Source organism: uncultured Butyricimonas sp. (genome assembly GCF_959596855.1).
In the GTDB taxonomy this organism is placed as follows: Bacteria; Bacteroidota; Bacteroidia; order Bacteroidales; family Marinifilaceae; genus Butyricimonas; species Butyricimonas muris.
In genome coordinates, this window is sequence record NZ_CAUFYA010000073.1 from 1 (window position 1) to 14,658 (window position 14,658).

Annotated in this window: 13 protein-coding genes; 10 read left to right on the forward strand and 3 right to left on the reverse strand. The window is 42.6% G+C overall.

From position 1 onward, the window contains the following. From Q5866_RS19895 to Q5866_RS19910, 4 genes are all read left to right on the forward strand, one after another. On the forward strand, positions 1–3,323 hold a 3,323-nt coding region (locus Q5866_RS19895), incomplete at its 5' end, for a hypothetical protein (protein ID WP_303182086.1). A gap of 236 nt (positions 3,324–3,559) precedes the next feature. Continuing rightward, entirely contained in the window at positions 3,560–4,108 is a 549-nt protein-coding gene (locus tag Q5866_RS19900; RefSeq protein WP_186975278.1) for a 1-acyl-sn-glycerol-3-phosphate acyltransferase, read from the forward strand. A gap of 17 nt (positions 4,109–4,125) precedes the next feature. Next, positions 4,126–4,893, forward strand: coding sequence for an amidohydrolase (locus Q5866_RS19905; RefSeq protein WP_303182088.1), 768 nt, complete (start codon positions 4,126–4,128; stop codon positions 4,891–4,893). A 21-nt stretch (positions 4,894–4,914) separates the two neighbouring features. Then, positions 4,915–7,050 carry a DPP IV N-terminal domain-containing protein gene (locus Q5866_RS19910; protein WP_303182089.1) on the forward strand — a complete coding sequence of 712 codons (2,136 nt, stop codon included), beginning with the start codon at positions 4,915–4,917 and terminating at the stop codon, positions 7,048–7,050. Positions 7,051–7,103: 53 nt separating this feature from the next. Here the strand turns inward: Q5866_RS19910 and Q5866_RS19915 are convergent, their stop codons facing one another. Both Q5866_RS19915 and Q5866_RS19920 read right to left on the reverse strand, forming a co-directional pair. Beyond that, positions 7,104–7,259 carry a hypothetical protein gene (locus Q5866_RS19915; protein WP_303182090.1) on the reverse strand — a complete coding sequence of 52 codons (156 nt, stop codon included), beginning with the start codon at positions 7,257–7,259 and terminating at the stop codon, positions 7,104–7,106. 321 nt (positions 7,260–7,580) lie between these two features. Then, complete coding sequence (locus tag Q5866_RS19920; protein ID WP_186975281.1) at positions 7,581–8,102, reverse strand: GNAT family N-acetyltransferase; 522 nt, start codon at positions 8,100–8,102, stop codon at positions 7,581–7,583. Between the two features lie 115 nt (positions 8,103–8,217). Here Q5866_RS19920 and Q5866_RS19925 point away from each other — a divergent pair, with 115 nt between their 5' ends. The 6 genes from Q5866_RS19925 (at position 8,218) to Q5866_RS19950 (ending at position 13,337) form a co-directional block, all read left to right on the forward strand. Then, positions 8,218–8,997 (forward strand): energy transducer TonB, encoded by a 780-nt coding sequence (locus tag Q5866_RS19925; RefSeq protein ID WP_227214611.1) that lies wholly within the window; start codon positions 8,218–8,220, stop codon positions 8,995–8,997. A gap of 83 nt (positions 8,998–9,080) precedes the next feature. Continuing rightward, positions 9,081–9,767 carry a tRNA (guanosine(37)-N1)-methyltransferase TrmD gene (gene trmD / locus Q5866_RS19930; protein ID WP_303182092.1) on the forward strand — a complete coding sequence of 229 codons (687 nt, stop codon included), beginning with the start codon at positions 9,081–9,083 and terminating at the stop codon, positions 9,765–9,767. Positions 9,768–10,239: 472 nt separating this feature from the next. Beyond that, complete coding sequence (locus tag Q5866_RS19935; RefSeq protein ID WP_303182093.1) at positions 10,240–11,460, forward strand: site-specific integrase; 1,221 nt, start codon at positions 10,240–10,242, stop codon at positions 11,458–11,460. A 394-nt stretch (positions 11,461–11,854) separates the two neighbouring features. Further along, positions 11,855–12,079, forward strand: a complete 225-nt coding sequence (locus tag Q5866_RS19940) for a helix-turn-helix domain-containing protein (protein WP_303182094.1) — start codon at positions 11,855–11,857, stop codon at positions 12,077–12,079. After that, positions 12,076–12,396: a HipA N-terminal domain-containing protein gene (locus Q5866_RS19945; RefSeq protein WP_303182095.1), complete on the forward strand. Its 321-nt coding sequence runs from the start codon at positions 12,076–12,078 to the stop codon at positions 12,394–12,396. The genes Q5866_RS19940 and Q5866_RS19945 overlap by 4 nt, the downstream gene beginning before the upstream one ends. Positions 12,397–12,401: 5 nt before the next feature. Continuing rightward, positions 12,402–13,337 carry a HipA domain-containing protein gene (locus Q5866_RS19950; protein ID WP_303182096.1) on the forward strand — a complete coding sequence of 312 codons (936 nt, stop codon included), beginning with the start codon at positions 12,402–12,404 and terminating at the stop codon, positions 13,335–13,337. A 623-nt stretch (positions 13,338–13,960) separates the two neighbouring features. Here Q5866_RS19950 and Q5866_RS19955 read toward each other — a convergent pair. Next, the gene (locus Q5866_RS19955; protein WP_303182097.1) at positions 13,961–14,557 is read right to left on the reverse strand and encodes a master DNA invertase Mpi family serine-type recombinase; all 597 of its coding nucleotides are present in this window, start codon (positions 14,555–14,557) and stop codon (positions 13,961–13,963) included. Positions 14,558–14,658: the final 101 nt, after the last annotated feature.

Here is a 14,658-nt window from a genome sequence, read left to right on the forward strand (position 1 = left end):
TAATTGAAATTTTATACGGGTTCAAACTTGCTCGCCGGAATGTTATTTTTTTGATGTTTGCTATTCTTGGAATCGTGGGAATCGTCCTTTACGTGTTCACACCGTTGTCTGCTTTGCCTTATGTCAAAAGTATCGATCAACTTTTAAAGCAACCTCCGATGGAATGGGTATCCCAGGTATTCCCTTCATCCATTCCCTTCACATGTGCTTACTTGTTCAATATCTTACAAATCTTCTTCGTGACGGTACTCGTCATTAATGATACGAGATTAACCAGTATGGATACAATGGATGCCTTGAACGTTCACCCGCAAGGGAACTCAGAAAGTGCGGCAGGAAACCTAGTCGGGAAAGTCCTTGCCTTTTCGATGGTCAACGTGCTGAGCTTCGCCTTTTGCGGCTTGCTGAATTTTCTTTTTTATCCCAAGGTGTTTAACATTGGGTATTATCTTTTCTACTGGTTGACGCTAAACCTTCCAACCCTTATCTTCTGCTTGGGGCTATCCACTCTTGTATCAAGGCTAACGAGTAATCAAGGCTTGAGCGTGATCTTTTTGGCGGTCATTCTTGGGGTAATGACCCTTCCCGGTTCTGTATGGTTAAACGGGGTGTTTGACCCGTTGGCGACGGGGATTCCCAATATGTTTTCCGATATTACGGGACACGTGAACCTTGGAAGTTATTTGACACAACGGGTATTTATCTTGTCCTTCGGGATGGGGCTGGTCGTTCTTGCCGTGATCCCTTATCCTAGGATTCACAACAATGCGCAGGCGGCATTCCGATTGGCACGTGTGACTCTGTTTCCCTTGCTCTTTGCCGGGGGATGCGCAGTTGCCTATACTTGCGATTTTCAATCCGTGTCTAATGAAAGGGAAGCATTCCGGGAAACTTATTCAAAGTACACCCCCGGAAAGGTGTTGAAAATTGTTAATAATCAACTCTATTTGAAAGAAACAGGGAACGGGGGTATCTCCGTGACCAGCCGAATGACTGTAGAAAACAAGGATGACGAAGAACTTCCTTTGATTCTTTATTTGAATCCCGGACTTGTGATCTCCTCGGTTACTGTAGACGGGGCAAATGTCAAGTACCAGCGTGAACTGCAAGTGCTTCTTGCGGACTGTAAGGTTTCTCCCGGCGAGACAAAAGAAGTGATCGTGAAATACGAGGGGAAAATCGACAATAGTTTTTGTTTTCTCGATACCCCGGAAGAGAAGTATGCTTCCCCGGCAGTGAACACGATTGATATTTACCATTTCGGTTATAGTCCCGCATTTTGCGAGAAAGGGTACAAATTACTCACGCCGGAATGTGCTTGGTACCCGGTCAGTGTGCCTCCCTACGATGCATCCGGTTTCAGGCGAGCCATGTTTACCCGCTACAAATTGGAAGTGGAACATGATCCGAATTTGGTGGCAATATGCCAGGGAGAGGCGAATCGGGAAACGCATGGGAAGACAATGTTCACCTTCGAGCATGACATGAAAGGAATTAGTCTTTGTGTAGGTAATTACAAAAAACGGGAAATCATAGTCGGTAGTGATGAGAAAAGATGGGAATGGGATCAATCAATTCCTGACTCTAAAATATCGAAGTTTGCAAAGGATGAATATCCGACGCGGGTAGAGTTTTTCTACTTGCCCGAACATGAGTTTATGCTCGATATTTATGATAAAATCCCTAAAGAGGAGTGGAAGAACATAATCGAAAGTGCTAAAGTTTCAATAGGATTTTATGGTAATAATAACAATTATGCCGTAAAACGCATGATGAATAAAATTGCCGTTGATCCCACGCTACAATATCCTTACAGTTGGATCACCATAGTGGAAGTGCCGTGTGCTTTTCATGTGTTCACGGGGAAGGCCTTGCAGGAGGGAGAAAGGGTACAAGGGGGAATGATATTTCTCCCGGAAAAGAAATACTCGGTGGACATGTCTTTCTTTTCTGACAACAAGAGATTGAAAACTCAATTACGATCGTACGAAGAACCAGAAACTCAATTATGGTTTGATAATGAATTTCAACTGTTTGAGCGAGGAAGTTATGGTCTGGAATCAAGCGGTATGGGTAACACGGGTTTCGTTTACTCTGACGAGTGTCCTTTGATTAATGATGTCTTGTCTTTGGCTTTTAATCCCAACTTAAGTTGGGAGCATGGGACGGATATAGAGTACTATGTCCTCGATTACATGAAAGAGCATAGTCTGGAAGAGGCTTTGAGTGATCCCTTATTGTCCCCGGATCTGCTTGATAAGATTATCCGCAAAAAATGTATGGAGTTAAACGCTCTGTTGGCGATCAGAATCGGGAAAAAAGAATTTAACGATGCTTATCATGATTTCCTCAAGCGACACCTTTTCGAGGAAACGACTCTAGAGGAATTTTCTCGAGAAGTCTTCGCCCATTTTAATGTTAGGTTGGACTCCATTGTTATGAATTGGTTTAGAAGTAACGAGTTACCTCTTTTCGAGATAGACGGTCACGTCATTTATGTGGTGGATGAGAGGTATCGTATGCACAATACGTACGATATCAAGGTGTTTAACCGGGGAAAAGTGCCGGGTATTGTCCAGACGAGTGGTTATCGACCGAGAATGTGGATTATTCCTCCGGGAGAAGGACGGGCTATAAGAGCGCATGTATCTGCTGATAATACTAACATATATACCATTATGGCTTTAAATATCCCGGGATATGTTGAATTATCAAGCGAGAAAAGGGATGTCTATACCGACACCACCACGTGGTATTTACCCCTCGATTCGACCTCGTTCTCAACTGTGAACGAGAACGAGATTATCGTGGATGACGCTGATCCGGGATTCACTATCCTTGAAACCAGAAAGTTTAATATAGCTTCTTTGTTCGGACAAGTCGAGACTCGTGCCAAGTATTACAAGTTTCCCCCTGAAGATCACTGGGGTTTTACGGTCAAAGAGGCTGGTGGTTATGGTTTTCCCGTGAAAGGAGCGTATTTTAAACAAGCCGGCAAGGGTAACCAAAAAGTACAATGGGAAACTGATTTACCCGAGGGAGCATACGAGGTATTTTGTTATCAACCTTTTGAAAGAAACAGAATCAGTGATTTCTTAAGGGAGTACTATTATACCGTATTTGACGGGAAGGAAGAACACGAGGTTGTGCTTTCTATGAGTAAGGATGATGGGGGATGGTTGTCCTTGGGTGTTTTTGATTTCCACGGGAAGGGAAGGGTGACATTGAGTGACAGGGATCGTAAACGTAATTCCGCTGACAAAGATAGTGACCCGCAAGTTGTCGTTGCTGATGCCATAAAGTGGGTTAAAGTTCAGAAATAATAGTCTGTATTATCGTTGGAAAAGTTTATATTATACTTCGCTTCACGTTATTCAAGTGAAGCGAAGTTGTTGTTAATTAATTATTCGGGACTGAAAATATGGCACGAGTGTGTAGGATAGAGAATCGTGTTCTTGTTCGATATATTTGCAATAAAAAATATTGTGTCCTATTTTAGTTAGGTGTTATTCCCGGAAAAGTACTAACTTTGGCAAGATTTTAGGAAATAGTAAAAGCTATGAAATATATCGCACGTCTGATACTGAAAATGTTCGGTTGGAAACTCAAGGGAAGTTTGCCCGTGGATAAAAAAGCGGTGGTGATTTCCGTGCCGCATACTTCTATTATGGATTTTATATGGGGAAAGCTCACGTTCATGAGTTATGGGATTCCTACTTATATATTAATGAAGAAGGAATTTTTCTTTTTTCCCTTGGGGGCTATCTTGAGAGCCTTGAACGTGATTCCCGTTGACCGGGGAAATAAAGAAAATCATCTTGTAGAGCGGATGGTGGAGGAATTTAATAAACGGGACGTGATGTACCTGACGATTACCCCGGAAGGAAGTCGCAAAAAGCGAAAGAAATGGAAGAAAGGATTTCTGGTAATCGCGAGAGAGGCGGGTGTTCCCGTGTATCTGGGCAGAATCGATTATAAAGATAAATATTGCACGTGGGGACCTCGGTTTGTTCCCTCGGATGATCCGGATGCCGATTTGAAATACATCATGTCGACTTACAAGGACGCTAATCCCCGTCATCCGGAAAACTTTTCGGCAGGAGATTAAACTAAAATAAAAGGATTATGAAGGTAGCAATCGTACAGGCACGTTTGGAATGGGAAAATGTTCCCTTGAATTTGAAACTCTTCAACAAACGTATGAGTGACATAAACGGGGTGGATATTATCGTGCTGCCGGAGATGTTTTCTTCCGGTTTCACGATGACGGGTAAAGATCAGGTGGCTCCTTTCCACGAGGCGGTATACCGGTGTATGCAGGATTGGGCGGACGAGAAAGACGCTTTGGTCATGGGATCGACCATTTATTTTGAAGACGGACATTATTTCAATCGTTTGCTGGCGGCATTTCCGGGGGGGAAAGTGTTGCATTACGATAAAAGGCATCGTTTCACGATGGGGCATGAAGACGAGCATTTCACCGCCGGGCACGAGTTGCCGGTGTTTGAATACAAGGGCATGAAGATTGCGCCTTTCATTTGTTACGACCTGCGATTTCCCGTGTGGAGCCGTAATACTTCCGGGTATGACATGGCTGTTTACGTGGCTAACTGGCCGGAGGCAAGGAGGGAGCCTTGGCAGATATTGTTGAAGGCGAGGGCTATCGAGAACCAGTGCTACGTGGTGGGCGTGAACTGCGTGGGGGAGGACGGAAACGGTCTGCAATATTCCGGCGATTCTATGGTGATATCTCCCCGGGGAGAGGTGCTGGTGGCTTGTGAGCCTTATGCCGACGAAGTACAGGTGGCGGATGTCGATTTGGGTGCTTTGGAAGGGTTCCGTGAAAAATTTCCCGTTTTGGAAGATAGAGATGAATTTACAATTGATGAATAAATAATAACAGCAGAAGAAAGGATGAAAAAAACATTGTTGACGATAATCGGATTAAGTATGATGTTCGGTTTGAATGCACAGGAGAAGGTTTTGACCATGGAAGAGGCTGTCGTGGGGTACCATTTGTATCCGCGGGCAAAGTATATCCAATGGCAGGGGGATAAGAATCAGTTTACTTATCTCGACCGTGAAGGACTCACGGGTGAGTCGGCGGATAAAGGTGAGAAAACCGTTTTGTTGACCGTGCCGGAGTTAAACAAAATTATCGGGGCTGATTTGAAAGGCTTCCCTAATTTTTCTTGGTTGGACGGAAACACGCTGGTAATTGCCCGTCAAGGGAAAATTTACCATATCGACGTGGAGAAAAAACAGTTGAAACAAACTTTTTCTTTCCCCAAAGGGGCGGCCAATCAGACCTACTCGAAGGCAGGTAACATGTATGCTTACACGGTAGACAATAACTTGTATTACATGGATGAACGGGGAAACAGTTACGCCGTGACTTCCGATGAGGACAAGAATATCGTGAACGGTCAGGTAGTTAGTCGCAACGAGTTCGGTATCACGGGTGGTATATTTTGGTCGCCTGACGGTAAGAAACTTGGGTTTTACCGTAAGGACGAGAGCGAAGTGACGAATTTTCCCTTGTTGGACATCAATAGCCGTACCGGAGATCTGAAAGAAATCAAATACCCGATGGCGGGAATGAAGTCCGAGTTGGTGACGATAGGGATTTATGACATTGCTTCCGGTACTACTGTCTTTCTGGACGTGAATGATTTCGGACGGGAACAGTATCTCACGGGCGTGACGTGGGCGCCGGAATCCGACATCGTGTATATTCAGGTGTTGAACCGGGGACAGGATCACATGCGTTTGAACAAATACGATGCTTCTACCGGGAAACAGATTGCCACGTTGTTCGAGGAAAAATCCGATACTTACGTGGAGCCTCAAAACGGGCTGGTTTTCATGAAGAATAACCCGAAACAGTTCCTTTACGAGACGAATAACCGGGACGGTTATTTCAATCTTTACTTGTATGACGTGAACGGCAAGCTGATCAAACGTCTGACGGATGTCGATGCAGACGTGGCTTACGCGGGTATGGATCGTGCCGGGAAGTACGTGTATTACCTCTCTTCAGAAGTGTCCCCGGTGGAAAAACAACTTTTCCGGGTAGACGTGAAGAGTGGCAAGAAAACCCGTCTGACTCCCGAGGAAGGTTGGCACACGATCACGATGAGCGGGGATTGCAGTTATTTTATCGATAGTTACAGTAGTGTAAAGACCCCTCGCAACGTTGATTTGGCTACCAATAGCGGTAAAGTGGTACGCCGTGTTCAAGAGGTGGAGAACCCGAACAAGGATTACAACTGGGGTGAAGTTACTTTGGGCTCTATAAAGGCTGACGACGGTAGTGATTTATACTATCGGTTGATTAAGCCTATGAATTTCGACCCGAACAAGAAATACCCGGTAATTCATTACGTGTATGGCGGACCGCATGCGCAAATGGTGACCAATATCTGGAATGCCAATATCCGCATGTGGGAAATGTATATGGCTCAACACGGTTACGTGGTATTTATTATTGATAATCACGGTACCCCGAACCGGGGAAAGGCTTTCGAAGAGGTGATTCATCGCCAATGCGGTCAGGTGGAAATGAAAGATCAGGTGAAAGGTATCGAGTGGCTGAAGTCATTCCCTTGGGTGGATGCAGAGCGTATTGGTGTTCACGGTTGGAGTTACGGCGGGTTTATGACGATTTCGTTGATTACCAATTACCCCGATATTTATAAAGTGGGTGTTGCCGGAGGTCCCGTGATTGACTGGAAATGGTACGAGGCCATGTATGGAGAGCGTTACATGGACTCCCCGCAGGAGAATCCCGAGGGGTACGCCAAAGTGAGTTTGATCGCCAAAGCCAAAGACTTGAAAGGCAAATTATTGATTTGTCAAGGTGCTGTCGATCCTGTTGTGGTATGGCAACATAGCTTGAGTTTTATCCGGGAATGTATCAAAAATAACGTGCAAGTGGATTACTTCCCTTATCCTTGTGCCGAGCACAATGTTATGGGACGTGACCGTATTCATCTGATGCAGAAAGTGACGGATTATTTTGAAGATTACTTGAAAATAATTGAACAATAAAATAAATCAGCCAACTAATTCTAGTTGGCTGATTTATTTTATGTCGAAAGTTTTTATAACTTTTCAATCTCTTCTTGCGATAAGCGGGTTCCTTTAATTATAGCCTCTGTTGGAACTTCCAAGGCTTTTAAGTTTTTGGCTATTTGTTTTTTCTTTTCACCTTCCTCAAATCCTTTAATATGCCCTTTCTTTTCTGCCGTTTTAACCACACTGTACCAATCCCGGAAAACTTTCAGGCTATCCTCGTATTCAAATAGTTCTTACTTGGAGAACCCGGCAATTTCTGCCGCTTTGAAAAAACGTTCGAAAACTCGTTCCTGTATCATGTCTGTGCCGAACAACTTCTTGAAACCGAAGTCGGTGTAAGGATTGATATATCGTTCTTGTAAACCTTCGCTTCCTATGTTTTTTTTGTTTATTGTTATAACAAAGATAATATAAACTTACAAGAAATCAAAGTTCAACTGGAATCAAGTATGTGAAGTTGGAGGCTGTTCCTTTTAAGCGTTGAATTTACGATACGATTCCTGTTACAGTATCTTTTCGTATAACTGGAATTTGTGCAGTCCGTACTCTCCAAGTCCCAGATCGACTGTAGCCACGTGTTTGAATCCAAATTTCTCGTACAGTTTGATGGCGGGAATATTGTTCACGTAAACGTCCAGACGAATCGCAGTCATACCTTGCTCTTTTCCTGATTCACACGCAAAGGAGATTAATTTTTTCCCGATGCCGGCTTTCAGAAAGTCCGGGTGAACGACAAGCGTGTGAATCACGAATATTTTACTGTAATCCGAATCAATACCCCACGGTGCAATTTTGTACGCTTCTTCCGGGTGATGATTCAGTATTATGGAACCGATAATCTGCCCGTCGCATCTTGCCACGTACAGGTTACCTTCTTTGACACCCTTTTCCGCGTTTTCCCGGACGGGGTACACTCCTTTGATCCATCCCGGGTGGTTAATATCGGATGCAAGGAAATCATTCAAGTCATTATATAATTGTTCCAGCTCGTTGATGTCTGCTGCCGTCCCTTTTTCTATAATCATTTTGTCATATTCATGAATCCGGTAACAAATATAATGGCTTTTTTGTTTCTTCCCAAAGTTGTTTTTTATTCTTGATTTATTATATTTGTAAAATAATTCTCAAATTTATAGACGTATGAAACGGCTATTTGTGATATTAGTGTTATTTTCCACTATTCCGAGAGTTCATGCAACGGCACAAGCCGGGGATGTTTTAATATGGGGTAAAGATACTTCTTGGTTGTTTAGTAATCCCTTGGAATTAAGACGTGATATAGATTCAATACGTGAGAGATTGGAAGAAATGGGTGCGATGTGGACATCCACAGCTTGTTGGAGAGGGTATATTGCGACATGGGAGATTATTGATAATGAATTGTATTTGGTAAATATAGAGTCTGATTTAAGTGATACAATTGAAATAAACTTGGAAAAATTGCTGCCGGGAGAAGTCATTAATGGTAGAGTGAGAGCTTCGTGGGTAACAGACACTTTAATCGTTCCCCGGGGGGAGTGCATTTTCTACGTTCATTCCGGTTATCAGTCCGTGTACGAGAAGGAATCTGAAATTATAGTTCAGGAAGGAAATGTGGTTAAGCGGGTAGATTGGAATAATTATTGGGCTTGTAGGCCGGGATATTGGGAGAATCCGGAATTACTTAAAGATTTCATATATGGACATATAGATTGGGGTAAAGTTGCAGCAAATACACCGGAAAGAGCACGAGTGGTATTCTGTATTATTCCGTCTGAAGAGATAAAGCCGGTGGTGAAAATAATTCGTTCATCCGGTTCAACTATTTTTGACGAGGAGGCGATGAAAGCAGTGCAGATGCTTGAGGAATGGGAAACTTTATATCAACGGGGTAAACTGTTTAGACAGTCGTGGGTAGTTCCTGTTATTTTCAAAAGATAAATTTATATCTTTGTGCGGTATTGGGATTTGCCGTCAGATTTACATCGGCATTTTCAACTTTCAATTTTCAACTTTCAATTGTTATGCGCATTGATATATTAAGTGTTGTACCAGAGTTACTGGAGAGTCCTTTGAATCATTCGATTATCAAACGGGCGAAAGAAAAAGGGATCGTGGAGATTTATATCTATAATATACGGGATTGGTCGAAGGATAAGCACCGGAAGGTGGATGACTATTCTTTCGGCGGGGATGCCGGACTGGTGATGGCGGTACAGCCGATTTTTGATTGTATCAATGAATTGACTTCCCGGCGACATTACGACGAGATTATCTACACCGCCCCGGATGCCCCTACATTCAACCAGAAGATGGCGAATGAATTGTCGTTGAAGGAGAATATCATGATTCTTTGTGGGCATTATAAAGGGATTGACCACCGGATCCGGGAGCATTTGATTACCCGGGAGATTTCCGTGGGCGATTACGTGCTGACGGGAGGGGAGTTACCCGCCTGTATCATGACGGACGCCGTTGTGCGTTTGTTGCCGGGAGCCATGGGGGACGAGACTTCCGCTTTGACCGATTCGTTTCAGGACAACCTGCTTGCCCCGCCCGTGTACACGCGTCCCGCGGAGTTCAACGGTTGGCGGGTGCCGGATGTGCTGCTATCGGGTAATCACGCCCTGATCGACGAGTGGCAGGAACAACAAGCCTTGGAGCGTACAAGACGGTTACGCCCGGATTTGTTGGGGGAATCTGCCGGGTAGACGCTGAATGCGCATTGCCTTGTGGTCGGGCTACCGATGCTCCCGACTAAATACATAGCAACAACGTAGTAACAACGGAGCATAAATATAAACGAGTGTTTATGCTCCGTTGTTACTGTATGAATATTGTCTTTTTACTCGAGGTCAACGATAGCGTGGTCTTTTTTACATGGAAATGAACGTACGAGGTTCTTTCCCGTGAATTTGCTTAAATGCTCTACTTGTATTATATTTGAGGGAGTAAACTGTGAGGTGTTTAGTTTTGGATATCGAGTAAGGCTCGGTGATGTGTGTAGACGAGCGTGAGGGGAGAAAAAGAGGGAGAAAAGTGAAACTTTTGGAAGGGTATCGGTATAAAACTAACTATAGGGGGATGGATTGGAGTTAATTCCGACAGGGGACTTCGTTGTGCTTGTAGCGCGATACGGTTAAGTGTCGGAAGGTTGGACGTTTAATGTAGAAAGGAGATAATATGGCTTCTATAAAAATAAGATTTAGAGAGTCAACGGTAGAGGGTAAGATGGGGTCTTGTTTTATACAAATCATACATCGGCGTAAGATCGGGGTTTTAGCCACGGGGATAAAATTACACGCGTGGGAATGGGATAAGGCAAGTAATGATATTCGCTGGACGGGCGGTGATCCCAAACGGCAGGTAATCGTGCAGGCGGCACGGGAAAGGCTTAGGCTGGTGGTGAATGAATTGCGGGATATTATCGGCTGGTGGGAAGTCAACAAGGAGGAGTACACGGTGCGGATGATTGTCGATGAATACAACAGGCGATTGACGAAAGGCACGTTGTTTTCTTTTATGGGCGGGTGTATTGAAGAATTGAAAGGCGTGGGCAGGGAGAGAACTTCCGGTACGTATTGCAGCACGTTGAAGAGTTTTAAGGACTTCCGGCAGGGACAGGATATTCGTTTGAATGAGATTAGTGCTTCTCTGGTCAAGCAGTTCGAGAATTACTTGAAATCAAAAGGAGTGTGCTTGAACACGATCTCTTTTTATATGCGGATATTACGCGCGGTCTACAATAAAGCGGTGGGCAACGGGTTGATCCGGGAGGATCATTTTCCTTTTCGGAAGGTATTCACGGGAGTGGAACGAACGGTTAAACGGGCTATCACAAGGGAAACGGTTTCACGGTTGCTGGAGTTGGATTTGAGGCGAAAACCCAACTTGGATTTTGCCCGTGATCTGTTTCTGTTCAGTATGTTTACCCGGGGGATGGCTTTCGTGGATGTAGCTCATTTGCTCAAGACGGATATTGTCGGGGACGAGATCGTGTACAAGAGAAAGAAGACCGGTCAGCGGATACGGGTAAAACTTCTTCCTTATGTTTTAGATATCATCCATAAACATCGAATAGCGGATGAGAATATACCTTTTTTATTTCCGTTATGTTATTGCCCGTGGACTCGGAAAGAACTTTCTTATGCAAGTGCCCTGCGCAAATATAATAAGGCGTTGGAAGAACTTTCTAAGATATTGGAACTGGAAAAACCGCTTAGTTCATACGTGGCACGCCACACTTGGGCTACCCAAGCCAAAAGAAAAGGAGTGGCACTGGCTGTCATCAGCGAAGCGATGGGGCATACCTCTGAAAATACGACCCGGATCTATTTGGCTTCATTTAATGAGGATGTCGTGGATAAGGCGAATGAAACGGTTGTGCTTGATTTCTTCACGTGAAAGGTTGTTACAGACGCTGCGTTACTTGTGGAGTAAAAACTGGAATGTTTGGGTTACTAATTCAGCGTTTTGATAGTGCTACGTTCTTGATTTTATTAGTAACTTTGCTAGTGGTTTAAACTTTACTGCCGTAAATTTTACAATGGTAATTTTTACGGCGGTAAGATCTAATGTACCAGCCTTAGAAAGTAGACACATTTACTAATTCGTTATTAAAAACTTCAGAACAGATTATCTGTGAGGTGATTGGTTCTGTGAAAGGATGGCGGGGATTGGTGTTGGTATTATTCAGTACCCTTTCGGGTGTTTTATTATCCTTTTCACTCAATATAATACCCGAAAAGGTGCTATTTTAGAAATTATTATTATATTTGTACCCGAAAAGGTATTGAATATGGAGAATCAACCATTAAACGAATATGTGAAGTCGAAGCGCAAAGCGCTTGGATTTTCGCGTGAAGAGTTTGCACGGAAAGCAGGCGTTGGCTTGCGTTTCTTGCGCGAATTGGAACAGGGTAAGGAAACCCTGAAAATGGACAAGGTAAATCAAGTATTAAAATTGTTCGGGATGCAATTGGGTGTTGTTCCAATGGACAGAAATAATCTGATAGAGCAATGAAACAAGCTAAAATATTTATGTATGACCATACGGCAGGTACGCTCACCGAAGATGAAAACGGATATACCTTTGTGTATGATACAGGCTATTTGGCAAATAAACATGCCGAACCGGTAAGCCTCACATTACCTCTAACGGATAAACCATTTGTTAGTAATGTGTTGCATCCTTTCTTCGATGGGCTTATTCCCGAAGGCTGGCTGCTGGATATTGCCCAAAAGAACTGGAAAATCAACAACCGTGACCGCATGTCTTTGTTGCTTGCCTGCTGTAAAGACTGCATAGGAGCGGTCAGTGTTCAACCTATTCAAGAATGATAATCATGGAAAGATGCTTATACTGTTATCAACTTTTGGAACAAGGGCAGGTTGATTTTCATCCGCGATGTTCCAAGAAGATCTTCGGAACCACCGTTCCGCCTGTGCTTCCCTATACAAAAGCCGATATTGAATCGCTGGCTTTGGAAGTAGTACGTTCACAGGTTACAATCACAGGCGTTCAGCCGAAATTATCGGTTGACTTGGAAAAGACTAATGGAGCCGAAAAACGTTTCACGATAGTCGGTTTGTGGGGTGGATATATCTTGAAACCACAAACGGAACAATATCCATCGCTTCCCGAAAACGAAGATTTAACCATGCATCTGGCAGAACTCGCTCGGATAAAAACGGTTCCTCACTCCCTGATACGATTTCAGGATGGTTCATTGGCATACATCACCAAGCGGATAGATCGTGATAAGAAAGGCGGTAAAATTCCGATGGAAGATATGTGCCAACTAACTGAGAAACTGACCGAGCAAAAATACAAAGGTTCTCATGAGCAAATTGCTAAAAAGATAGTGGAGTTCTCAGCTTATCCGGTGTTGGATTTAATCAACTATTTCGAAGTACTGTTATTCTGTTACTTGACGGGAAATGCAGACATGCACCTGAAGAACTTTTCTCTTTACAAAAAAGTGGGTGAATGTGTTTTGGCTCCGGCTTATGACCTCTTATCTACTAAATTGGTTATTCCACAAGACAACGAAGAACTGGCATTGACGTTGAACGGCAAAAAGCGAAAGTTGAAAAAAGCCGATTTTGATAGCCTCTTAAAAACGATGAAAGTCGATGATAAAGCAATCGAAAATGTGTACGACAAATTCAGGAAGGTACTACCAGAATGGTTTGTATTTATAGATTCTTCGTTCCTGCCAGATGAGATGAAGGAAAAGTATAAAGCATTGATACAGGAAAGGTGGGGTATTTTGAGTTGAATTTGGAGCGCAATTATAAACTTGGAGTATAGAAACAGAAAACATATTTAACCAAAGTATTGGTGATGAAAATATAGTCTATCCCTGAACAGATAATTTAGAAAAACAGTATTATCTGTTCTCATTTTTACAATTCGAAAACTGAGAGAGCAGAGAATACATTACTTCATTTTTTTGAAGCCAAAAGAAGTCGAATTCAGCAAAATGACTATCTTTGTCCTTACAAAACATTTGTATGTTAGTAAGTTAAGATATTTTTATATGCTTTCTTTTAGTTACCGTATTTTTTTGCATTTGCTTATTTTTAGTATCATTTGTCTTTATTGATGCCACCAAAATCTTCAGAATGACAAGGTGCTAAAAAGCATTCAAAGTATAAAAACCAACCTCAAGATTGTTCTTCTTATCCAGACCTGTGGATTTCGGCGTGTGGTTCAAGAAAAATAATATTTTCAAGTAAATACCTTGTGTCTGCTTGAAAATCTTTGCCAAACAAAGCATATTGCAATCCCATATCCTATTTTTGCATATGAGTTATTTAAATTGCTATGAAACGAATATAAACAAAATTCCTCAAACCTTCATAAATTTAGCTGTTTGAGGAATTTTGTTGTGGGGAAGTGTTATAAAGCATTAGACTTCATAAAGTCAGCTACTGTAAGGCGATGTACTCCCATAATTCGGGCGATTGCACTTTTGGAGATTTTCTTATCAAGAAGGACCTTTATTTCCTCCTCCCTGCCAGTGAGCTTGTAAGTTTTTGACTTGCTTCCTTTTGGACGACCAAGAATGACTCCTTCTGCTTTTTTGCGGGCTAAGGCTTCTTTTGTGCGTTGGGAGATAAGATTACGTTCAATTTCAGCAGAAAGACCAAAAGCAAATGCCAGCACTTTAGAGTTTATATTATTACCGAGTTCATATCGTTCTTTTATACAGAAAACTTTAGCCTCTTTTTCCATACAAGTATGTAGGATACTCATTATCTGCATTAGATTACGTCCCATTCGGGAAAGTTCAGTTACTATAAGAGTATCGTCTTTTTTTATTTTTTGAAGTAATGCGCCAAATTTTCTATCACTAAGTTTTTTTGTTCCGCTGATGGTTTCCTCTATCCATTCTTCGATTTGAAAATTCTTTTCTTTTGCAAAATTTTCTATTTCAAATTTTTGATTTTCAGTAGTTTGTTTGTCTGTACTGACTCTGATGTATCCGTAGATCATAATTGATTAAATTAAAAGATGCTTTTATTTTATGCAAAGATGCGATATTTATGATCTATAGCAAGTATAAATCATGCAGTTAATCTCTACTTATATGGAGC